The following is a 21,688-nucleotide window of genomic DNA, read 5'->3' on the forward strand; positions in this document are numbered from 1 at the left end:
TGCAGTCCGAGTGAGGTCAGTGTGGGAGGGGGCTTGCTCCCGATGACGTTCGGTCAGTCAATGGATCTGGCGACTGATACACCGCTATCGGGAGTAAGCTCCCTCCCACATTTGATCTCATTTCAATCCCAAAAAAGTGTGCTCTAGCGTTCATGCACATAGGTACCCGGTGCCGCTTCGGCTGCGGCGTAGGTTTTATTGCCTAATGTCGTCGGTGCCTTCTTCAACTTGCCCGCCCGCTCCGCCTGCCACGCCTGCCAATGCAACCACCACGAGTCGGTGTGCTTGGTCGCATTTTCCTGCCATTCCAGCGGCTTGCCCGCCAGGCCGTCGCTGGTCTGGTAGCGCGCCTTGGGGTTGCCCGGCGGGTTGAGGATGCTCTGGATATGCCCGCTGCTCGACAGCACAAACTCCACCTTGCCGCCAAACAGCTGCGCCGACTTGTAGCAGGACTGCCACGGTGTGATGTGGTCGTTGGTGCCGGCCAATGAGTAGATATCGGCCGTGACCTGCTTGAGGTCGATCGGCGTGCCGCACACTTCCAGGGCATTGGCGCGCACCAGCGGGTTGTTCTTGAACAGTTCGATCAGGTCGCCGTGGAATGCCGCCGGCAAGCGCGTGGTGTCGTTGTTCCAGAACAGGATGTCGAACACCGGCGGCTCGTTGCCCAGCAGGTAGTTGTTGACCCAGTAGTTCCAGATCAGGTCGTTGGGGCGCATCCAGGCAAACACCTTGGCCATGTCGCGACCTTCCAACACGCCGGCCTGGTAGGAGTGGCGCTTGGCCGCTTCCAGCGTCTGCTCGTCGACGAACAGCGCCACCTGGGTGTCCAGGGTGGTGTCCAGTACGCTCACCAGCAGGGTCAGGGCGTTGACCTTCTTCTCCCCCAGCGCCGCGTAGTGGCCGAGCAGGGCGGTGCAGGTGATGCCGCCGGAGCAAGCGCCGAGCATGTTGATGTCTTGGCTGCCGGTAATCGCGGTGACCACATCGACCGCTTCCTTGAGCGCCTCGATATAGGTCGACAGGCCCCACTCGCGCTGGGCCTTGGTCGGGTTGCGCCAGCTGACGATAAACGTCTGCTGGCCGTTGCGCAGGCAGAAGCGCGCCAGGCTCTTATCCGGGCTCAGGTCGAAGACATAGAATTTGTTGATCTGCGGCGGCACCACCAGCAGCGGGCGTTCGTGGACCTGTTCGGTGATCGGCTTGTACTGGATCAGCTCCAGCACGTCATTGCGAAACACCACCGAACCTTCGCTGGTGCCCAGGGACTTGCCGACCTCAAACGCGCCCATGTTGACCTGGCTCGGCATGCCGCCGTTGTGAACCATGTCCTTGGCCAGGTGGGACAGGCCGTCGAGCAGGCTTTTGCCGCCGGTTTCAAAGAAGCGCTTGACCGCCGCCGGGTTGGCCGCCGTGTTGGAGGGGGCCATGGCTTCGGTCATCAGGTTGATCACGAAGTGACCGCGGCTGATGTCCTGTTCCGACAGGTTGCTGTCACCGATCCAGTCGTGCAGTTCCTTGCGCCACGCCAGGTAGGTTTGCAGGTAACGCTTGTAGAGTGGGTTCTGGCTCCAGGCCGGGTCGTGAAAGCGACGGTCATCGCTTTCGGGCATCAGCGCGGATTTGCCGAACATCACATTTTTCAATTCGACGCCAAAGTGGGCGACATGCTTGACGCTGTGCAACGGTTGTCTGATGGCTTGGCTCAGCACCATCTTCGCTGAGGCCAATAAGTCCTTTTTACGTAACGCGATGATCGGGTTCAGCCCCAAGGTGTTTTCCGAGGCCTGGCGTTTCAAGTCATCGTTATTCTTGTTACTCATCTACGACGCTCCATTGTCCGAAAGACGAGTACCGGGTACCGCTGCGCACCACGTTTCGATACACAACACAAGCCAGGTACTGCGACTCGGGTGACCGTTGATACCGCATCGTCAAATGCAGGGAACTTGCCAGTTCCATTGGTTACCCGAGTTTAATTTTTTTCGCAAGCGGGCCAATCGTTGGCCACAGGAGTGGGCATTCAAGCAGATGGAATTAGAAAATGCCCTCTAAAGCGCAAGAAGCCTGGGCTAGAGCATCAGCCGCACGACTGACTGATCCGGGTCGCGGGTTTTTCCGGCCGCTTTGAGTTCGGCGAGGTAATCGGCCCACAGCGCGTCCTGACGCACGGCCAGTTGGTAGAGGTAGTCCCAGGTGAACAATCCGCTGTCGTGTCCGTCGTCGAAGATCAATTTCAGTGCGTATTGGCCGGCCGGTTCGATCTTGTTCAAGCGCACGTTGAGCTTGCCGAATTGCAGGATGGGTTTGCCGTGGCCCTGGACTTCGGCGGAAGGCGAATGTACCCGTAGGAATTCGGCGGGCAACTGGTAGGCCTCGTCGGGCCCGTAGGTGAGGCCGAGGGTGTTGGAGGTTTTGTGCAGGTTTACAGCAGTAGGAAATTTCGACATTGATGAGATCCTGAATAAACCGGCTTCAAAATGTGGGAGGGGGCTTGCTCCCGATGGCGGTGTGTCAGTCAGCATACATCTGTCTGACCGACCGCTATCGGGGGCAAGCCCCCTCCACATTGAAGCAAAGCAGTGCTGTGTGAGGCTTACAGGATATAGCGAGACAGATCTTCGTTCTGCGCCAATTCGCCCAAGTGGCTGTTGACGTAGGCGGCGTCGATCTGGATCGCTTCGCCATTCTGCGCACCGGCCAGGTCGCCGGCGCTGAACGACACTTCCTCGAGCAGGCGCTCCAGCAAGGTGTGCAGGCGACGGGCGCCGATGTTCTCGGTCTTCTCGTTGACCTGCCAGGCGATTTCCGCCAGGCGCTTGATGCCGTCCGGCAGGAACTCGATGGCGAGGCCTTCGGTTTTCAGCAGCTCGCGGTATTGCTCGGTGAGCGAGGCATGCGGCTCGCTGAGGATGCGTTCGAAGTCGCCCGGGGTCAGCGCCTTGAGCTCCACGCGAATCGGCAGGCGGCCTTGCAGCTCCGGCACCAGGTCGCTTGGCTTGCTCAGGTGGAACGCACCGGAGGCGATAAACAGGATGTGGTCGGTCTTGACCATGCCCAGCTTGGTATTGACGGTGCAGCCTTCGATCAGCGGCAGCAGGTCGCGCTGTACGCCCTCGCGGGACACGTCGACGCCACCGGAGTTACCGCGCTTGGCCACCTTGTCGATCTCATCGATAAACACGATGCCATGCTGCTCGACCGCTTCCAGGGCCTTGGCCTTGAGTTCTTCCTCGTTCACCAGGCGCCCGGCTTCTTCGTCGCGCACCAGTTTCAGCGCTTCCTTGACCTTGAGCTTGCGGCTTTTCTTCTTGCCCTTGCCCATGTTGGCGAAGAGGTTCTGCAGCTGGCTGGTCATTTCTTCCATGCCGGGCGGCGCGGAGATGTCGACGCCGGACATTTCGGCGACTTCGATCTCGATTTCCTTGTCGTCCAGCTGGCCTTCACGCAGGCGTTTGCGGAACAGCTGACGGGTGTTGGAGTCCGAGGCTGGCGCGGCGTCTTCGTTGAAACCCATGCGCGCCGGTGGCAGCAGGGCGTCGAGGATACGTTCTTCGGCGGCGTCTTCGGCGCGGTGGCTGACCTTGGTCATTTCCTGTTCGCGCAGCAGCTTCAAGGCAGCGTCGGCCAGGTCACGAATGATCGACTCGACGTCGCGGCCCACGTAGCCGACTTCGGTGAACTTGGTCGCTTCGACCTTGATGAACGGGGCATTGGCCAACTTGGCCAGGCGCCGGGCGATTTCGGTTTTACCGACGCCGGTCGGGCCGATCATCAGGATGTTCTTGGGCGTTACTTCAACGCGCAGTTCTTCCGGCAGTTGCATCCGGCGCCAGCGGTTACGCAGCGCGATGGCAACGGCGCGCTTGGCATCGTCCTGGCCGATGATATGGCGATTGAGTTCATGGACGATTTCGCGGGGAGTCATGGACATAATGTTTGGCGGTCCTCAAGCGGGAATAAGCCTACGGCTTACTCGGCGAGGTCCTGCTCCTCAATGGTGAAGTTGTGGTTGGTGAACACGCAGATATCGCCAGCGATACCCAGGGCGGTTTCGACGATTTCGCGGGCCGACAGGTCGGTTTTCTTCAACAGTGCGCTGGCTGCCGCTTGGGCATAGCCACCGCCGGAGCCCATGGCGATCAGGCCGTGTTCAGGCTCAACCACATCGCCGTTACCGGTGATGATCAGCGACGCGTCTTTGTTGGCAACGGCCAGCATGGCTTCGAGGCGGCTGAGGGAGCGGTCGGTGCGCCATTCTTTGGCGAGTTCGACGGCGGCGCGAACCAGGTGGCCCTGGTGTTTTTCCAGCTGGCCTTCGAAACGCTCGAACAGGGTGAAGGCGTCTGCGGTGGCGCCGGCAAAGCCTGCGAGCACCTGGCCGTGGTACAGGCGACGCACTTTCTTCGCGTTGCCTTTCATCACGGTATTGCCAAGGGAAACCTGGCCGTCGCCGCCCATGACGACTTTGCCGTGGCGACGTACTGAAACGATGGTGGTCAAGGGGAGAGTCTCCACGCAGCGGGGCGAAAATGCCCTGGTGGGAACTGATATGGGGGTAGCGGGGATGATTTCAACCTTGGGAGGTTGGTACGGACGAATGGTGTCTATTGGTCTGACACCCTTTCGAGAACCGCCTAAAACCAATGTGGGAGGGGGCTTGCCCCCGATCGCGGTGTATCAGTCGCCGAAAATATTGACTGATCTACCGCTATCGGGGGCAAGTCGAATCGTCGCACCGCCCCTCCCACATTTTGATTGGTGTTGGCTTTAGGTCAGCGGCTCTGGCGCTGTTGTAACAACAGGTTGCTAAAGCCCGCGCCGGCCAATTGTTTCTGCGCCACGGTCAGTTGCTCGCGGTTGCTGAACGGGCCCACCAACACGCGATACCACGTTGCCTCTTTCACCGTGCCGGACTCCACCGTGACCGCCTGGCCCAGCAGGATGATCTGTGCACGCACGCGATCGGCGTCCGCCTGTTTCGGGAACGAGCCCGCCTGCAGGAAGAACTTGGTCACCGGCGCGGCCTTGGTGGTCGCAACCGGCGGCGGTGGCGGCGGGGTGATCCCGGCCAGCGCGGCCTGGGCCCGTGCCGTGTCGATTTTGGCCGCTTCCGCCGGGGTGACCGGTGTGGTCGGTACTTGCGGCGTCGGCAGGGTTTTCTCCGGCACGGCGTCGGGCGGCACGATCACTTCCGATTCCGGCAGCAGGGTGTAGAAGTCGTACTTGGGCTTCACCGGCGCGGTCGGGCTTGGCGCGGTCTTGTTGGCTTCGGCCATTTTCGTGGCTTTTTGCTGCTCCTGTTTGACCCGTTTGACGTCATCGCCCTGGCCGGGGTCCAGCTTCATCAGGAATACGATAAACGCGCCGACCGTGAGGCCGATGGCCATCCACAACCAGCCCGGAATGGGCTTCTTCGCCGGTGCCTGGTAGCGGCTGGCGCCGCGCTTGGGTGCAGGTTTTTTCTTGGCAGCCAACTTACATACGCTCCAGAGTTTCCAGGCCCAACAGTTCCAGGCCTTGCTTGAGGGTCCGTCCAGCCAGTGCGGCGAGGCGCAGGCGACTCTGCTTGTGGGCTTCGTCGTCGGCGGTGAGGATCGGGCAGTTCTCGTAGAAGCTGGAGAACAGCCCGGCGACTTCGTACAGGTAGGTGCAGAGGATGTGCGGCGTGCCTTTCTCGCCGACGCTGTTCAGCACTTCGCCGAATTGCGCCAGCTTGGCGCCCAGTTCCTGTTCCTGGGGCGCTTGCAATACGATCTGCCCTTGCACTTCGCTGAAGTCCTTGCCCAGCTTGCGGAACACCCCGGCCACGCGGGTGTAGGCGTACAGCAGGTACGGCGCGGTGTTGCCTTCGAAGTTGAGCATCAGCTCGAAGTTGAAGCTGTAGTCGCTGGTGCGGTGCTTGGACAGGTCGGCGTATTTCACCGCGCCAATGCCCACCACGCGGGCAATGTTGCGCAGGTCGGCGTCCGCCAGCTCCGGGTTCTTTTCCTTCACCAGGTTGTAGGCACGTTCTTGGGCTTCGTTCAGCAGGTCGATCAGCTTCACGGTGCCGCCGTCGCGGGTCTTGAACGGGCGGCCGTCGGCGCCGTTCATGGTGCCGAAGCCCATGTGTTCCATGTGCATCGGGTGCGTGACGAAACCGGCGCGGCGCGCCACTTCGAACACCTGCTGGAAGTGCAGGGCCTGGCGCTGGTCGACGAAATACAACGCGCGATCCGCCTTGAGCACGCCGCTGCGGTAGCGCACGGCGGCCAGGTCGGTGGTGGCGTAGAGGTAGCCGCCATCGGCCTTGACGATGATCACCGGCAGCGGCTCGCCCTCGGCGGTCTTGAATTCTTCGAGGAACACGCACTGCGCGCCGTTGCTTTCTACCAGCAGGCCTTTGGCCTTGAGGTCGTTGACCACGTTGATCAGGTCGTCGTTGTAGGCGCTTTCGCCCATGACGTCGGCCATGGTCAACTTGACGTTGAGCAGTTCGTAGATGTGCTGGCAGTGGGCCAGCGAGATATCGCGAAAACGCGACCACAGCTCCAGGCATTCCGTGTCGCCGGCTTGCAGCTTGACCACCAGGCCACGGGCGCGGTCGGCGAACGCTTCGGATTCGTCGAAACGCTTCTTCGCGGCGCGGTAGAAGTTTTCCAGGTCCGACAGCTCGTTGCTGGTGATTGGGTTTTCCTGCAGGTAGGCCATCAGCATGCCGAACTGGGTGCCCCAGTCACCGACGTGGTTCTGACGGATCACGGTGTCGCCGAGAAACTCCAGCACCCGCGCCACGCCGTCGCCGATGATGGTCGAGCGCAGGTGGCCGACGTGCATCTCTTTGGCCAGGTTGGGCGCCGACAGGTCGATGGCCACGCGCTCGGCAGGGCCGGCCTTGCGCACGCCGATTTTGGCATCGGCCAGCGCCGCGTCCAGGCGCGAAGCCAGGGCCTCGGTGTTCTGGAAGACATTGATAAAGCCCGGGCCGGCGATTTCGGCCTTGCTCACCTGCGGGTCGGCCGGCAGCGCGGCGATGATTTTCTCCGCCAGGTCGCGCGGCTTCATGCCGGCCGGCTTGGCCAGCATCATCGCGATGTTGCTGGCGAAGTCACCGTGGGTCTTGTCGCGGGTGTTTTCCACCTGGATCGCCGGCGTCAGGCCTTCAGGCAACACACCTTCGTTGACGAGTTGGGTGAGGGCTTGTTGGATCAGCTGGCGAATGGTGTCTTTCATGGTGTTCTCTTTCGACCGCAAGCGGTGGCGCGCGATGCGCAGGTGGAAAAACTGGGCATTATCCGTGGCGAGGGCGGGCTTGCCAACCGTTCCAGACCTGCGGGGCTTTTTAAGGGCATCCTGCCCACTTGTAGGAGCGAGCTTGCTCGCGAAAATCGTCAACGATAACGCGGATATTCGGGTTTACGTGGCGCTCTCGGGGTTTTCGCGAGCAAGCTCGCTCCTACAGGGCTAGTACAAATCGACCGGGTCCACATCCAACGACCATCGCACCTGGCGACCGCTGGGCATTTGCTCCAGCGCAAGTAACCAGCTACTTAACAGCCGATGCAGCGGTGCGCGGGACGTTGCCTGCAAGAGTAGCTGAGCGCGGTAGCGTCCGGCGCGGCGTTCCATGGGCGCGGGCACCGGGCCGAGCAATTCGATGCCGCTCAGGCCCAACTCGCCGAGCAGGCGCTCGGCAGTGCTGCAGGCTTCATCGAGAAAACCTTCCGCCTGCCCTGGCTTGTGCGCCTCGGCGCGCAGCAGCGCGAGGTGGGCAAAGGGCGGCAGGCCGGCGGCGCGGCGTTCGCTCAAGGCCTGCTCGGCAAACGCGAAATAACCTTGTTCGGTCAGTTGGATCAGCAGCGGATGGTCGGCCAGGTGGGTCTGGATGATCACCTTGCCCGGCTCCTCGGCGCGCCCGGCACGGCCGGCGACCTGCACGATCAACTGCGCCATGCGCTCGCTGGCGCGGAAGTCGCCGGAGAACAAGCCGCCGTCGGCATCCAGGATCGACACCAGGGTCACCCGTGGGAAGTGATGCCCCTTGGCCAGCATCTGCGTGCCTACCAGGATGCACGGCTGGCCCTTCTGGATGGTGGCGAACAGCTGGTTCATCGCGTCCTTGCGCGAGGTGCTGTCGCGATCGACCCGCAGCACCGGGTAGTCCGGGAACAGGATGCCCAGGCGTTCTTCGGCGCGTTCGGTGCCCGCGCCGACCGGTCGCAGGTCGACTTTGCCGCATTGCGGGCAATGGCGCGGTACTCGTTCCACATGGCCGCAGTGATGGCAGCGCAACTCGCCATGGCGCTGGTGTACGGTCATGCGCGCATCGCAGCGTTCGCATTCGGACATCCAGCCGCAGTCATGGCACAGCAAGGTCGGCGCGAAGCCGCGACGGTTGAGAAACACCAGGACTTGCTGGCCGGCGGCGAGGGTCTGGCCGATGGCTTGTTGCATCGGCCCGGAAATACCGCTGTCCAATGGCCGGCTTTTTACATCCAGGCGTAGGAAGCGCGGTTGCTTGGCGCCGCCTGCGCGCTCATTCAGGCGCAGCAGGCCATAGCGGCCGGTGTAGGCGTTATGCAGGCTTTCCAGGGACGGCGTGGCCGAACCCAGCACGATCGGAATGTCTTCCTGACGCGCCCGCACCAGGGCCAGGTCGCGGGCGTGGTAGCGCAGACCTTCCTGCTGTTTGTACGAACCGTCGTGTTCTTCGTCGATGATGATCAGCCCGGGGTTTTTCATCGGGGTGAACAGCGCCGAGCGGGTGCCGATAATAATGTCGGCCTCGCCGTCCCGCGCCGCCAGCCACGATTCCAGGCGTTCACGGTCGTTGACCGCCGAATGCACCAGGGCGATGCGTGCGTTGAAACGCTGCTCGAAACGCGCCAGGGTCTGCGGGCCGAGGTTGATCTCGGGGATCAGCACCAGCGCCTGTTTGCCCGCTTGCAGGGTTTCGCGGATCAACTGCAGATAGACTTCGGTCTTGCCGCTGCCGGTCACGCCGGCCAGCAGGAACGCGTGAAAGCAGTCAAAACCTGCGCGAATGGCTTCATAGGCCGCACGTTGCTCGGGGTTCAGCGGCAATTCCGGTTGGGCCAGCCAGTGTTCATGGCGCGGGTCCGGGGCGTGCTTGCGGATCTCGACCTGCACCAGGCCTTTGGCGAGCAGCAGGTCGAGGCTGTCTTTGCTCAGCATCAGCTTGCTCAAGAGCTGGTGGGCCACGCCATGGGGATGCTGCGCCAGTGTCGCCAGGGCGTCACGCTGACGCGGGGCGCGGGCGATGCGCGGGTCGTCGAGGCGCGCGCCGGGCACCGTCGACCAGAAGCGTTCCTGGCGCGCTTCGGCCAGTTCGCCCTGGCGCAGCAGCACCGGCAGCGCCCAGCTCAAGGTGTCGCCCAGGCTGTGCTGGTAATACTGGGCGGTCCACAGGCACAGCTTGAACAACGCCGGCGGCAGCGGCGGCGTGGTGTCGAGGATGGCCACGGCCGGCTTGAGCTTTTCCGCCGGCACTTCACTGTGATCGGCCACCTCCACCAGGATGCCGATCATTTCCCTGCGCCCGAACGGCACCCGCACCCGCATGCCTGGCTGCAACTGCGCCCGCAGCACGCCGGCCGGGGCCCGGTAGTCGAACAGGCGGCGCAGGGGCGAGGGCAGGGCTAGGCGCAAAATGGCGTCGGGCACGCAGGGGTTCTCTATAAAGGAGGGTGATGACGAAGGGCGGGAGCCTAGCAGACGAGGGATGCGTTGGGTATGCCGCGGTTTTCGGATGAAAGGGGCTTTGGTGTGCTGAATCGATGCAGAGCGGCGCTTGCGCGTTTAAAAAGGTCTGGTAGAATCCGCGGCCTAATTACGTGCGGTATTCGACAATGGTGTCGAGTGGCGGCACGCTAGCCTGAGGAAGTCACCATGAAAGCCGGTATCCATCCAGCGTACGAAACCATCGAAGTCACCTGCAGCTGCGGCAACAAGTTCGAAACCCGTTCGAACCTGTGCAAGCCACTGGGCACTGACGTATGCAACGAGTGCCACCCGTTCTACACCGGTAAGCAGAAAACTCTGGACACTGGCGGCCGTGTACAGCGCTTCGCAGATCGCTTTGGTGCTTTCGGCGCCAAAAAGGCCTAAGGCCTGTCAACTTGGGAAGCCTTACCGATTTTCCCTGTTGATGAAAAAGGCGCCTCTTGCAGGCGCCTTTTTTGTGCCCGCGATTCGGCGGTTGAGGCCCGGCAGGGCCGTCAGTCTTCGCGCGGGTAGGCAGCCTTCCAGCACGATTGCGGTGGTTGAAATCCGCATTCCGAGAATAATTGTATACATCTTATGGTTAGGTTGTGAGCAGTTGGGTCCTTGTGTCCCGTGGCTCTTGGCCGAAAGTCGTAGTGTACGGCGCTTGACACCGGTGACTGCCCAGTCTTGTAGGGGCTTTACGACACGAGTATCCTCGGCGGTCCGTCGACCAACAGTAAAAGCGGAATGCCGATATGTCTGATTTGAAAACTGCCGCTCTCGAATATCATGCCCTTCCTCGTCCAGGAAAGCTGAGTGTAGAGCTCACCAAAGCCACTGCCACCGCTCGCGACCTGTCGCTGGCCTACAGCCCTGGCGTTGCCGAGCCCGTCCGTGAAATCGCCCGTGACCCTGAGTTGGCGTACAAATACACCGGCAAAGGCAACCTGGTTGCAGTGATTTCCGATGGCACCGCGATTCTTGGCCTGGGTAACCTCGGTCCATTGGCTTCCAAGCCAGTCATGGAAGGTAAAGGCGTGCTGTTCAAGCGCTTTGCCGGCATCGATGTGTTCGACATCGAAGTCGATTCCGAGAGCCCGCAGGCTTTCATCGACACCGTCAAGCGCATTTCCATCACCTTCGGTGGCATCAACCTGGAAGACATCAAGGCACCTGAGTGCTTCGAGATCGAAAAGGCTCTGATCGAACAGTGCGACATTCCGGTATTCCACGATGACCAGCACGGCACCGCGATCGTTACCGCGGCCGGCATGATCAACGCCCTGGAAATCGCTGGCAAAACCCTGGCTGACGCCAAGATCGTCTGCCTGGGCGCTGGCGCTGCGGCCATCTCGTGCATGAAGCTGATCGTCAGCATGGGCGCCAAGCTGGAAAACATCTACATGGTCGACAGCAAGGGCGTGATCCAGTCCGAGCGTACCGACCTGAACCAGTACAAGGCGATGTTTGCGCATCCGTCCTCCAAGCGCACCCTGGCTGAGGCCCTCGACGGTGCCGACGTATTCGTCGGCCTGTCCGGTCCGAACCTGCTGAGCGCTGAAGGCCTGAAGGCCATGGCAGCCAACCCGATCGTGTTCGCCTGCTCCAACCCGGACCCAGAGATCGCGCCGGAACTGGCACACGCCACCCGCGACGACGTGATCATGGCGACTGGCCGTTCGGATTACCCGAACCAGGTCAACAACGTGCTGGGCTTCCCGTTCATCTTCCGCGGTGCCCTGGACGTTCGCGCCAAGCGCATCAACGAAGAAATGAAAGTGGCGGCCGCCAACGCCCTGCGTGAACTGGCCAAGCTGCCGGTGCCTCAGGACGTGTGCGATGCCTACGGTGGTGCCAAGCTGGAATTCGGTCGTGAGTACATCATTCCGAAACCAATGGACAAGCGCCTGATCACCGTGATCTCCGACGCCGTGGCCAAAGCTGCGATCGAGACCGGTGTGGCCACCCTGCCGTATCCGAAAAACTACCCGCTGCAAAGCGTGGATGATGTGTTCAACGGCTAAGCCGTTGTAGCGCACCAACAAAAAGCCCCGGCTCTTGCGAGTCGGGGCTTTTTGCTGTCTGGCGATTGACGCAAGCCTTGTGCAGATCCACATGTGGGAGGGGGCTTGCCCCCGATGGCGGACTGTCAGTCAATGAATCTGGTGACTGACACACCGCCATCGGGAGCAAGCTCCCTCCCACAGGGTTGACCGCATTGGTTTAGAACAGATCGATCGGTGCCGCCTCATCCGCCGGCAGCGGGCTGCCCGGCGCCACGCCATTGCCCAATTCGTTGATCGACGGCGGCGTGTCCTCGCTCTTGAACAGCTCGAAGTACGCATTCGGCGTGCTCGGCGATGCTGCGCGGCCACTGACCGGGTCGATCCGCAGGCTGAGGATGCCTTCCGGTTCCGGCTGGGTATGCAGCGGCTTGTCCTTCAAGGCGGCGCCCATGTAGCTCATCCAGATCGGCAGCGCGACGGTACCGCCGAACTCGCGGCGGCCGAGGCTTTCCGGCTGGTCGTAGCCGGTCCATACGGTGGTCACGTAGTCGGCGTTGTAGCCGGAGAACCAGGCGTCCTTGGATTCGTTGGTGGTACCGGTCTTGCCCGCGATGTCCGCGCGGCCCAGGGCCAGTGCACGGCGGCCGGTGCCTTTCTTGATCACGTCTTCCAGGATGCTGTTGAGGATGTAGGTGGTGCGGCCATCCACCACGCGTTCGGCCACTGCCGGCGCTTGCGGTTCAGGCGCGGCGCTCGGGTTCGCCGCCGGCGTGACGCCTGGGGTCGGCTCGATGGTGATACCGCCGTTGCTCGGTGCGGCCAGGCCATCGCTGGCGGCCACGCCGTTGACCACATCACCCGGCACCCGTGGCGGGTTGGCGGTGAACAGGGTGTCGCCATTGCGGCTTTCGATCTTGTCGATCAGGTACGGCGTGATCTTGTAGCCGCCGTTGGCAAACGTGCTCCAGCCGGTGGCGATTTCCATCGGCGTGAGAGTCGCCGTCCCCAGGGCCAGGGACAGGTTCGGCGGCAGGTCCGCCTTGTTGAAACCAAAGCGGGTGATGTAGTCGATGGTCTTGCCCACGCCCATCGCCTGCAGCAAGCGGATCGACACCAGGTTACGCGACTTGTACAGCGCCTCGCGGATGCGGATCGGGCCGAGGAAGGTGTTGGTGTCGTTCTTCGGACGCCAGACCTTGTCCAGGTACTCGTCGACAAACACGATCGGTGCATCGTTGACCAGGCTGGCGGCGGTGTAGCCGTTGTCCAGGGCGGCACTGTAGACGAACGGCTTGAAGCTCGAACCCGGCTGGCGCTTGGCCTGGGTGGCACGGTTGTAGTTGCTCTGCTCGAACGCGAAACCGCCGACCAGGGCACGGATCGCGCCGTTCTGCGGGTCGAGGGAGACCAGGGCGCCTTGGGCGACCGGCACCTGGCTGAATTTCAGGCTGTCGTCCTTCTGGCGTTGCACGCGGATCAAATCACCCACCTGCGCCACGTCCGACGGCTGCTTGGGCATCGGCCCCATGCTGTTGGTGTTCAGGAATGGGCGCGCCCATTTCATGCTGTCCCACGCCACATGCGCTTCGCCGGTGCGGGTCAGTACCTGCACGCCGTCCTTCTTCACCTGGGTGACGATGGCCGGTTCCAGGCCGCTGATCGTGCGCTGTTTGCCGAGTTCGGTGGTCCAGGCGCTCAGGGTCTTGCCCGGCAGGCGCGATTCGGGGCCGCGGTAGCCATGGCGCTGGTCGTAGGTGATCAGGCCTTCATGCACCGCGTTGTTGGCGATTTCCTGCAAGTCGCTCGGAACGGTCGTGGTCACACGGAAGCCTTCGGTGTAGGCCTCGCTGCCATAACGGCCGACCATCTCAGCCCGTGCCATCTCCGCGATATAAGGGGCGTTCACTTCCGGGGTCGGTACGTGGTAGCTGGCGTTCAGCGGCTCGGCCACTGCGCTTTCATAGGCGCTCTGGCTGATTTTGCCCAGCTTGTACATGCGCCCCAGAATCCAGTCGCGCCGCTCTTTGCTGCGTGCCGGGTTGGCCAACGGGTTGAAGCGCGAGGGTGCCTTGGGCAGGCCGGCAATCATGGCCATCTGCGCCAGGCTGGCGTCGCGAATCGACTTGCCGTAGTAGACCTGGGACGCGGCTTCGATGCCGTAGGCGCGGTTGCCCAGGTAGATTTTATTGACGTACAGCTCAAGGATCTCGTCCTTGGTCAGCTGTCGCTCGATCTGCAGTGCCAGCAGGATCTCGGTGGCTTTGCGTGAAAAGCTGCGTTCGCTGGTGAGGAAGAAGTTCTTCGCCACCTGCATGGTGATCGTGCTGCCGCCGGATTGAATGTGTCCGCTTTTTACCAATTGCGTGGCGGCCCGCACCAGGCTGCTGGGGTCGACGCCGTAGTGGTTGGCGAAATTATCGTCCTCGGCCGACAGCAGGGCGTTGATGAAATTGGGTGGAATATCCGCGAAACGAATCGGGGTACGGCGCATTTCGCCGAACTCCGCGATCAGTTTTTCATCGCTGCTGTAGACCCGCAAAGGAATCTGCAACTGGATGCTTCTCAGGGCCTCTACGGAGGGCAAACCCGGACTAAGGTAGAGGTAGGCGCCGCTGAGGACGAGCAGCAGCCCGCAAACGATGGCGACAATGGAGTACCCGAAAAACTTCAGCAGACGAATCAAGGCTTTTGGATTTCCAGAGAAAAGAATGGGTTAGGCGCCGGGGCATGTATGGCAAACGATGAATCGACCCTGGCTGCAGATAAAAAGCGGGAAAAAACGCTGGGCATTAAAGCATTTTCGGCTTGGGGCGTCATTCGCGCCTCGCAAACAAGGCGACCGAATGCACGCTGCCACGCGCCAATCAGGCGGTATGACAGGGAAAGTTTTAGGGAGTTTTATGGAAAAGGGATTTTTCAGGCGAAAAGTCGATACCGTCCTGGGCGTCGACATCCAGGACACCGGCATCCGATTGATCGAACTCGGCCGCTCACCCGCCGGTTACAGCGTGCAAAGCTACGCCACACAGGCGCTACCGCCCCAGGCGGTGGTCGACAGCAGCGTGCTCGACCTCGACGGCGTGGGGCAGACGTTGTCCCAGGCATTGGCCCGCTCGCGCACCTCGGCCCGCCACGCGGCCGTGGCCGTGGCGGGAGCTTCGGTGATTACCCGGGTGATCGAGTTAGAGGCGGGGCTCAGTGAGGAAGAAATGACCTGGATGATCCAGATGGAGGCCGACCAGTACATCCCTTATCCGCTGGATGAGATGGCCCTGGATTTCCAGGTTCGCGGGCCATCGGCCCAGAACCTGGCGCGGGTTGATGTATTGCTCGCGGCGTGCCATAAGGCCCAGGTAGAGGCTCGGGTCGCGGTTTTGACCCTGGCTGGGCTGGTGCCGAAGGTGGTGGATGTGGAAGCATTTGCATTCGCACGCGCTTGCAGTCAGGATTTCGCCAGCTTCACGCCGGGCCATCGAGTCGATGGCGCACAATGGGCCGCGGATGCCCGCGGGATGGGAATTGCTTGCGGGTTGGCCCTGAGGAGTTTCGCTTGAAGACACTAATCAACCTTTTGCCCTGGCGCCAGGCGCTGGCGGAACGGCGGCGCAAATTCTTTCTGGGGTTGCTGCTGGCGTTTGCCTGCGTGGCGTTCGCAACCGTGTGGTTGGCCGATCAGGTGATCGACCGGGCGATTGATCGACAGGTGACGCGCAATAGCCACCTGGACAAGGACGCTGCCGTCCTCGACTCGCGCATCAAGACCATCGATGACCTGCAGGAACAAAGCCAGCAATTGGCGGAGCGCATGAAGGTCGTGCAGGACTTGAACGAAGCCCGCTCGGCCGGTGCCCAGCTCTTGGATCAGTTGGCCCGCGCGGTGCCAGACGGCGTGCATTTGCACGAGGTCGTGGCGAAGGGTGATACGGTCAGCATCCGTGGCAGCGCCGATTCCAGCCAGGACATCGCCCAACTGATGCGTCGCCTGCAAGCCTCCGAAGGCGCCCATGCCACTCGGCTGCAACATGTGCGGATGGAAGATGGCCAGGGCAGCAACGAGTTTCAATTGATGGTGCGCCAGGGAGAGTCCGCCGAGGCTCAACCGTGAGCCTGCCCAGGCTCGACTTTTCCGCTCTCACCCACAACGCTGCGAAATGGCCCTTGCCCGCCAAGGTCGTGCTCGGCTGCGCGCTCGCCGGCCTGGTGCTGTGGGTGGGCGATGGGACGTACCTGAGCCCCTCGCGGCAACGGTTGCAGGCGGTCGAGGCGCAGGGCGTCGTCTTGCAGCGACAGGTGGCCCAGAAGGCTGGCCTTGCCGCCAGCCTGGAGGCGCGCAGCCAGCAGCTTCAGGCGATGCAGGCGCGTTTTGCCGGGCTGATGCAGCAGTTGCCCGGTGCGTTCGGGGTACCCGCATTGCTCGAAGATATCGCCCGGCTGGGGGCGGTCAATGGGGTGCTCGTCGACGCTATCGTGGTGTTGGATGAGCAGCCCCGGCCACTCTATATCGAGCAGCCGTTACGCCTGGGCGTCACCGGGGCTTATCACGACCTGGCGATGTTTGTGAGCGCTTTGGGCGGCTTACCGCGCATCGTCACGGTGCATGATGTGGCGCTTCGGGCTGATGCGGCCGGGTTGCGCCTGGAGTTGGTGGCCAAGACCTATCGCAATCCGTCGTCGGGCGGTCAGTCGACCCCGGCCGTCGAGCCGGGGCCGCGCTTTGTCTATGACGCGCTGGCCTTGCGTGATCCGTTCCAGCCGCGCGCCTTGCAGGTCGGTCACGTACCCGGCCGGCCCGCGCTCGCACCGGACCTCGGGCGTGCCCGCGGTGCCCTGGAAGGTATCGCCGTCGACCAGTTCGAAATGGTCGGCACGCTGTCCCGAGGCGCGCAGACCTTCGCTCTGCTGCGTGCCGCTGCCAGCGTCCACAGGCTGGCGGTCGGCGATTACCTGGGGCCGGACCACGGTCGGGTCACGGCTATTGATGAGGGCCATGTGGAATTGCTCGAACTGTTTCCCGATGAACAGGGCGCGTGGCTGGAACGCCCGCGGACCCTCGTGCTGAACGTCAACTCATAACGGAATCAAACAATGAAAAGGACTTTCTCGTCCTTCGGTGTGGCGCTATGGATAGCGTTCACGGCACCGATGGCTGCTGCTGTGCCCAATCGTGTGGATCTGATCCAGCTGCCGCCTCCCGGCGGTGCGGCATCAGGTACCTATACCGGCGACAAGCTGAACCTCAATTTCCAGAACATCGAGCTGCGCGCCGTGTTGCAGCAGATTGCCGATGTGGCGGGCCTGAATCTGGTCGCCAGCGACGATGTGCAAGGTTCGATCACCCTGCGGCTCAAGGACGTGCCTTGGGACCAGGCGCTGGACCTGGTGTTGCAAAGCAAGGGGCTGGACCAGCGGATAAAGGCCGGGGTGCTGTTGGTGGCGCCCGCCGACGAGTTGGCCGCGCGCGAGCTGCTGACGCTGGAGTCGCGCAAGCAGATGGCTGAACTGGCGCCATTGCGGCGCGAACTGTTGCAGGTCAATTACGCCAAGGCTGCGGACCTGGCCAAGTTGTTCCAATCGGTGACCGGCCTGGAAGGCGCCACCGACGAACGCGGCTCGGTGGCGGTGGATGACCGCACCAACAACATCATCGCCTACCAGACCGGCGAACGCCTGGAAGAGCTGCGACGCATCGTGGCGCAGCTGGATATTCCGGTGCGCCAGGTGATGATCGAGGCGCGGATTGTTGAGGCCAATGTCGACTACGACAAAAGCCTGGGCGTGCGCTGGGGAGGGCGGATCAATCGCGGCAACTGGGGCGCCGGCGGTGTCGAGAAACCTCCGGAGCCAGGCACCGAGCCTGTGGAAAACCCGTCCGGCTCGCCCTTTGTCGACTTGGGGGCGCTCACCAACACTTCTGGCCTGGGTGTCGCGTTTATCACCGACAACCTGCTGCTGGACCTGGAACTGACCGCGATGGAAAAAACCGGCAACGGCGAGATTGTCTCGCAGCCCAAGGTGGTCACGTCCGACAAGGAGCCCGCGCGCATCCTCAAGGGCACCGAGATTCCCTACCAGGAGTCCAGCTCCAGCGGCGCCACCTCGGTGTCGTTCAAGGAGGCTTCGCTGTCCCTGGAAGTCACCCCGCAAATCACCCCCGACGACCGCGTGATCATGGAGGTCAAAGTCACCAAGGATGAGCCGGATTACCTGAACAAGCTCAACGACGTACCGCCGATCAAGAAAAACGAGGTCAACGCCAAGGTGCTGGTCAGGGACGGCGAGACCATCGTCATCGGCGGAGTTTTCTCCAATACCCAAAGCAAAGTGCTAGATAAAGTGCCATTTTTGGGCGATGTGCCGTATCTTGGCCGCCTTTTCCGGCGCGATGTGCTGGCAGAAAAAAAATCCGAGCTGCTGGTATTCCTGACTCCGCGTATTATGAATAACCAGGCGATTGCTGTGAGTCGTTGATTCTGTGCGAAATTTGATTCTTGTAGGACCGATGGGGGCTGGAAAAAGCACCATCGGCCGTTTGCTGGCCAAAGAGCTGCGCCTGCCATTCAAAGACTCCGATAAGGAAATTGAAGTGCGCTCGGGTGCCAATATCCCGTGGATCTTCGATAAGGAAGGCGAACTGGGCTTTCGTGACCGTGAGCAGGCGATGATTGCCGAGCTGTGCGCTTGCGATGGCGTGGTCCTGGCGACCGGCGGCGGTGCCGTGATGCGCGAGGAGAACCGCCGGGCATTGCATGCCGGTGGTCGGGTGGTCTATCTGCATGCGTCGGTCGAGCAGCAGGTGGGGCGCACCGCGCGTGATCGCAATCGCCCACTGCTGCGCACCGCCGACCCGGCGAAGACCCTGCGGGATCTGCTGGCGCTGCGCGATCCGCTGTATCGGGAAATCGCCGATCTGGTGGTGGAAACCGATGAGCGGCCACCTCGGATGGTGGTGCTCGACATTCTCGAGCGCCTGCAACGGCTGCCACCCCGTTAAAGCCAGGCCCGAAATGCGCTATTCTCGGCGGCGCGTCATCACCCTGCGGGGTGTGGCGTAGAGCCATCAGGCGACGTCGGATCACGACGTTGCCGGTCGTTAATACATCTTCAACGCGGGGACACATGCAGACACTTAAGGTCGATCTAGGCGAGCGCAGCTACCCGATCCATATTGGCGAAGGTCTGCTCGACCAGCCCGAGTTGCTCGCACCGCATATTGCCGGGCGGCAAGTGGCGATCATCTCCAACGAAACGGTCGCGCCGCTGTATCTTGAGCGTCTGAGCCGCAGCCTGGCGGCGTACTCGGTGATCTCCGTGGTGCTGCCCGACGGCGAAGCCCACAAGAACTGGGAAACCCTGCAACTGATCTTCGATGGCCTGCTGACCGCACGCCATGACCGGCGCACCACCGTGGTCGCCCTCGGTGGCGGCGTGATTGGTGACATGGCCGGTTTTGCGGCCGCCTGTTACCAGCGCGGCGTGGATTTCATCCAGGTGCCGACCACCTTGCTGTCCCAGGTCGATTCGTCGGTGGGCGGCAAGACCGGCATCAACCATCCGCTGGGCAAAAACATGGTGGGCGCGTTCTACCAGCCCCAGGCTGTGCTGATCGACACCGCGACCCTCAACACCTTGCCCCCGCGCGAGCTGTCGGCGGGCCTGGCGGAAGTCATCAAGTACGGGCTGATCTGCGACGAGCCGTTCCTGACCTGGCTGGAAGAACATGTCGACGCCCTGCGCGCGCTGGACCAGGTGGCGCTGACCGAAGCGATCTCCCGTTCCTGTGCGGCCAAGGCGCTGGTGGTGAATGCCGACGAACGGGAGTCCGGTGTACGGGCCACCTTGAACCTGGGCCACACCTTCGGCCATGCGATCGAAACGCACATGGGCTATGGTGTGTGGTTGCATGGGGAAGCCGTAGCGGCTGGCACAGTGATGGCATTGGAGATGTCGCAACGCCTGGGCTGGATCAGCGCCCAGGAGCGGGATCGGGGCATCCGCCTGTTCCAGCGCGCCGGGTTGCCGGTGATCCCGCCCGAGGAAATGAGCGAGGCGGATTTCCTCGAACATATGGCGATAGACAAGAAAGTGATCGACGGTCGACTGCGACTGGTGCTGCTGCGCCGCATGGGCGAAGCGGTGGTGACCGACGATTATCCGAAAGAGATTCTACAGGCCACGCTGGGAGCGGATTACCGCGCCCTGGCCCAGCTTAAAGGTTAATAAGAGCCCGATGACTAGTTTGCATGCCGACGAGGCGTTCCTCGGCCATTACCAGTTAAGCCACGACCCCTTCGCTCCACGGGTGCCTGGTTTCAAATTCTTCCCTGCGCAGCGCAAGCCGGTGCTCGGGCAGTTGCATCACCTGGCGCGCTACAGCCAGTTGTTGCTGGTCGTCACCGGCCCGCTGGGCAGCGGCAAGACCTTGCTGCGCCAGGCGCTGGTCGCCAGCACCAACAAGCAATCGGTGCAAAGCGTAGTGGTGTCGGCGCGTGGCGCCGGCGATGCGGCGGGCGTGCTGCGTCAGGTGGCCCAGGCCCTGGACGTTGCCAGCGCCGAGCCGAATGCGATTCTCAAGCAAGTGGTGCAACTGGGCCTGACCGGCCAGGAAGTCTACCTGCTGGTGGACGACGCCGAGCAGCTTGACGAGTCGGCCCTCGAAGCGCTGCTGGCGCTGGCGGCGGGTACGCCGGAAGGTCGTCCGCATGTGTTCCTGTTCGGTGAATCGTCCCTGATCGCCGCTCTGGAGCAGATCAGCGGCGAGCAGGAGCTGTTCCACGTCATCGAATTGCAGCCGTATGAAGAGGAAGAAACCCGCGAATATCTGGCACAACGCCTCGAAGGCGCCGGGCAGGGCATCGAACTTTTCTCCGCTCAGCAGATCTCTGATATTCACGAAAGCTCCGACGGCTGGCCTGGCACCATCAACCAGGTTGCCCGCGATGCGATGATTGAAGCCATGATTGCCAGCCGCTCTGCGGTCAAGCGTCCAAAGATGGGGTTCACTATGCCTAAAAAGCACGTATTGGCTATTTCCGCCGTTGTCGTGGTCGCTGTCGCCGCCGCCTGGTTGATCCCAGGTCGCAGCAAGGCACCGACGCCTGCCGGCGCGCCAACCGAACAGGCGCAGTTACCACTGGGTAAACCCACGCCGAATGTCGAGTTCGCCAACTCCGGCCAACCGACCAACCTGCCGATGGTCGGCCAGCCCGTCATGCGCGGCCCGCTCGCCGAAGCGGCCGGCGGTATCTCCGAAGGCGACGACGGCGTGCCAGTGGAAGGCTCCAGCAGCACACCGCCGACCGTGACCACCACCGCGCCGCCAGTGGGCGTGCCTGCCGGTCAACCGGCGGCAAAACCAACGCCTGTGCCTGTACCTGCGCCTACGGTCGCGACCGCCAAACCGGCGCCTGTCGCCAAGCCGGTCGCGCCAGCGCCTGTCGCCAAGCCAGCTCCGGCCCCGGCCGCCAAACCGGCGGAAAAACCGGTGACTGTCGCCAAGGCCGGCGCCACCGGCAGCAGCTGGTACACCAGCCAGCCCAGCGGTAACTTCGTGGTGCAGATCCTCGGCACCAGCTCCGAAGCCAATGCTCAAGCCTTCGTCAAAGAGCAGGGCGGCGAGTACCGTTATTTCAAGAAGGTGCTCAACGGCAAGCCGCTTTACGTGATCACTTACGGCAGCTTCTCCAGCCGTGCCGCCGCCGATACCGCTATCAAAGCCTTGCCAGCGAAGGTTCAGGCTGGTAAACCTTGGCCTCGCACTGTTGCCAGCGTTCAACAAGAACTGGCAGCAACTCGCTGAAGATTCGGCGGCCTTACCCAGGCCGCCCTCCCGGCACCTCAAAAAAACCGCAAGTGCGTGCAGCCCTCAAGGCCGCGCGCATTGTGGTGTCTGCGTCACAGTGGCTTTTGAGTCGTAGCGGTCAAAATTAAAAAAGTTTTGACTAGCACAGCATATCGCTTTAAACCTTTCATAAATG

16 protein-coding genes and 1 pseudogene are annotated in these 21,688 nt (G+C 62.3%); 9 read left to right on the top strand and 8 right to left on the bottom strand.

The window, feature by feature from the left end:
- Positions 1-143: 143 nt before the first annotated feature.
- The 7 genes from phaC to ACP7E3_RS26015 all read right to left on the bottom strand — a co-directional run bounded on the left by phaC (position 144) and on the right by ACP7E3_RS26015 (position 9,666).
- Positions 144-1,823, bottom strand: a complete 1,680-nt coding sequence (phaC, locus tag ACP7E3_RS25985) for a class II poly(R)-hydroxyalkanoic acid synthase (protein ID WP_046384973.1) — start codon at positions 1,821-1,823, stop codon at positions 144-146.
- Positions 1,824-2,072: 249 nt separating this feature from the next.
- Positions 2,073-2,450 (bottom strand): gamma-butyrobetaine hydroxylase-like domain-containing protein, encoded by a 378-nt coding sequence (locus tag ACP7E3_RS25990; protein WP_057003631.1) that lies wholly within the window; start codon positions 2,448-2,450, stop codon positions 2,073-2,075.
- Between the two features lie 146 nt (positions 2,451-2,596).
- Complete coding sequence (gene hslU, locus ACP7E3_RS25995; RefSeq protein ID WP_046384972.1) at positions 2,597-3,934, bottom strand: ATP-dependent protease ATPase subunit HslU; 1,338 nt, start codon at positions 3,932-3,934, stop codon at positions 2,597-2,599.
- Between the two features lie 38 nt (positions 3,935-3,972).
- Entirely contained in the window at positions 3,973-4,503 is a 531-nt protein-coding gene (hslV, locus tag ACP7E3_RS26000; protein WP_010563201.1) for an ATP-dependent protease subunit HslV, read from the bottom strand.
- A 272-nt stretch (positions 4,504-4,775) separates the two neighbouring features.
- Positions 4,776-5,477, bottom strand: a complete 702-nt coding sequence (locus ACP7E3_RS26005) for an SPOR domain-containing protein (protein ID WP_017849870.1) — start codon at positions 5,475-5,477, stop codon at positions 4,776-4,778.
- 1 nt (position 5,478) lies between these two features.
- Complete coding sequence (argS, locus tag ACP7E3_RS26010; protein WP_057003632.1) at positions 5,479-7,215, bottom strand: arginine--tRNA ligase; 1,737 nt, start codon at positions 7,213-7,215, stop codon at positions 5,479-5,481.
- 231 nt (positions 7,216-7,446) lie between these two features.
- Positions 7,447-9,666 carry a primosomal protein N' gene (locus ACP7E3_RS26015; RefSeq protein ID WP_108526685.1) on the bottom strand — a complete coding sequence of 740 codons (2,220 nt, stop codon included), beginning with the start codon at positions 9,664-9,666 and terminating at the stop codon, positions 7,447-7,449.
- Positions 9,667-9,891: 225 nt separating this feature from the next.
- On the opposite strand from ACP7E3_RS26015, the gene rpmE reads away from it, so the two are divergent.
- Together rpmE and ACP7E3_RS26025 are read left to right on the top strand one after the other, a co-directional pair.
- Positions 9,892-10,110 carry a 50S ribosomal protein L31 gene (rpmE, locus tag ACP7E3_RS26020; RefSeq protein ID WP_128192084.1) on the top strand — a complete coding sequence of 73 codons (219 nt, stop codon included), beginning with the start codon at positions 9,892-9,894 and terminating at the stop codon, positions 10,108-10,110.
- A 353-nt stretch (positions 10,111-10,463) separates the two neighbouring features.
- A complete protein-coding gene (locus ACP7E3_RS26025; RefSeq protein ID WP_017849864.1) occupies positions 10,464-11,732 on the top strand; it encodes a malic enzyme-like NAD(P)-binding protein in 1,269 nt (422 codons plus the stop codon).
- A gap of 199 nt (positions 11,733-11,931) precedes the next feature.
- Here ACP7E3_RS26025 and ACP7E3_RS26030 read toward each other — a convergent pair whose 3' ends face one another.
- Positions 11,932-14,394 carry a penicillin-binding protein 1A gene (locus ACP7E3_RS26030; RefSeq protein ID WP_371920078.1) on the bottom strand — a complete coding sequence of 821 codons (2,463 nt, stop codon included), beginning with the start codon at positions 14,392-14,394 and terminating at the stop codon, positions 11,932-11,934.
- Between the two features lie 220 nt (positions 14,395-14,614).
- On the opposite strand from ACP7E3_RS26030, the gene pilM reads away from it, so the two are divergent.
- The 7 genes and pseudogenes from pilM (at position 14,615) to ACP7E3_RS26065 (ending at position 21,510) form a co-directional block, all read left to right on the top strand.
- Positions 14,615-15,268 carry a type IV pilus biogenesis protein PilM gene (gene pilM, locus ACP7E3_RS26035; protein ID WP_177029558.1) on the top strand — a complete coding sequence of 218 codons (654 nt, stop codon included), beginning with the start codon at positions 14,615-14,617 and terminating at the stop codon, positions 15,266-15,268.
- Positions 15,265-15,819: a PilN domain-containing protein gene (locus tag ACP7E3_RS26040; protein ID WP_046384969.1), complete on the top strand. Its 555-nt coding sequence runs from the start codon at positions 15,265-15,267 to the stop codon at positions 15,817-15,819. The genes pilM and ACP7E3_RS26040 overlap by 4 nt, the downstream gene beginning before the upstream one ends.
- Positions 15,816-16,787: a pilus assembly protein PilP gene (locus ACP7E3_RS26045; protein WP_057003634.1), complete on the top strand. Its 972-nt coding sequence runs from the start codon at positions 15,816-15,818 to the stop codon at positions 16,785-16,787. Before ACP7E3_RS26040 ends, ACP7E3_RS26045 begins: the two co-directional genes overlap by 4 nt.
- A gap of 141 nt (positions 16,788-16,928) precedes the next feature.
- A pseudogene (locus ACP7E3_RS26050) lies at positions 16,929-18,182 on the top strand (type IV pilus secretin PilQ); the annotation flags it as partial.
- A 4-nt stretch (positions 18,183-18,186) separates the two neighbouring features.
- Positions 18,187-18,705: a shikimate kinase AroK gene (aroK, locus tag ACP7E3_RS26055; RefSeq protein ID WP_026140392.1), complete on the top strand. Its 519-nt coding sequence runs from the start codon at positions 18,187-18,189 to the stop codon at positions 18,703-18,705.
- Positions 18,706-18,830: 125 nt separating this feature from the next.
- Positions 18,831-19,931, top strand: a complete 1,101-nt coding sequence (gene aroB, locus ACP7E3_RS26060) for a 3-dehydroquinate synthase (RefSeq protein ID WP_017849857.1) — start codon at positions 18,831-18,833, stop codon at positions 19,929-19,931.
- Positions 19,932-19,941: 10 nt separating this feature from the next.
- On the top strand, positions 19,942-21,510 hold the full coding sequence (locus tag ACP7E3_RS26065) for an SPOR domain-containing protein (protein WP_057003635.1): 1,569 nt from the start codon (positions 19,942-19,944) through the stop codon (positions 21,508-21,510).
- Positions 21,511-21,688 lie beyond the last annotated feature (178 nt).

This window comes from Pseudomonas sp. PSPC2-3 (assembly GCF_049898265.1).
Taxonomy (GTDB): Bacteria; Pseudomonadota; Gammaproteobacteria; order Pseudomonadales; family Pseudomonadaceae; genus Aquipseudomonas; species Aquipseudomonas veronii.

What these genes read in the sequence shown, in the direction of transcription:
- phaC (WP_046384973.1), bottom strand. Translation starts at nt 1,823, where the DNA reads ATGAGTAACAAGAATAACGATGACTTGAAACGCCAGGCCTCGGAAAAC.
- ACP7E3_RS25990 (WP_057003631.1), bottom strand. Translation starts at nt 2,450, where the DNA reads ATGTCGAAATTTCCTACTGCTGTAAACCTGCACAAAACCTCCAACACC.
- hslU (WP_046384972.1), bottom strand. Translation starts at nt 3,934, where the DNA reads ATGTCCATGACTCCCCGCGAAATCGTCCATGAACTCAATCGCCATATC.
- argS (WP_057003632.1), bottom strand. Translation starts at nt 7,215, where the DNA reads ATGAAAGACACCATTCGCCAGCTGATCCAACAAGCCCTCACCCAACTC.
- rpmE (WP_128192084.1), top strand. Translation starts at nt 9,892, where the DNA reads ATGAAAGCCGGTATCCATCCAGCGTACGAAACCATCGAAGTCACCTGC.
- ACP7E3_RS26025 (WP_017849864.1), top strand. Translation starts at nt 10,464, where the DNA reads ATGTCTGATTTGAAAACTGCCGCTCTCGAATATCATGCCCTTCCTCGT.
- pilM (WP_177029558.1), top strand. Translation starts at nt 14,615, where the DNA reads ATGGAAAAGGGATTTTTCAGGCGAAAAGTCGATACCGTCCTGGGCGTC.
- aroB (WP_017849857.1), top strand. Translation starts at nt 18,831, where the DNA reads ATGCAGACACTTAAGGTCGATCTAGGCGAGCGCAGCTACCCGATCCAT.
- ACP7E3_RS26065 (WP_057003635.1), top strand. Translation starts at nt 19,942, where the DNA reads ATGACTAGTTTGCATGCCGACGAGGCGTTCCTCGGCCATTACCAGTTA.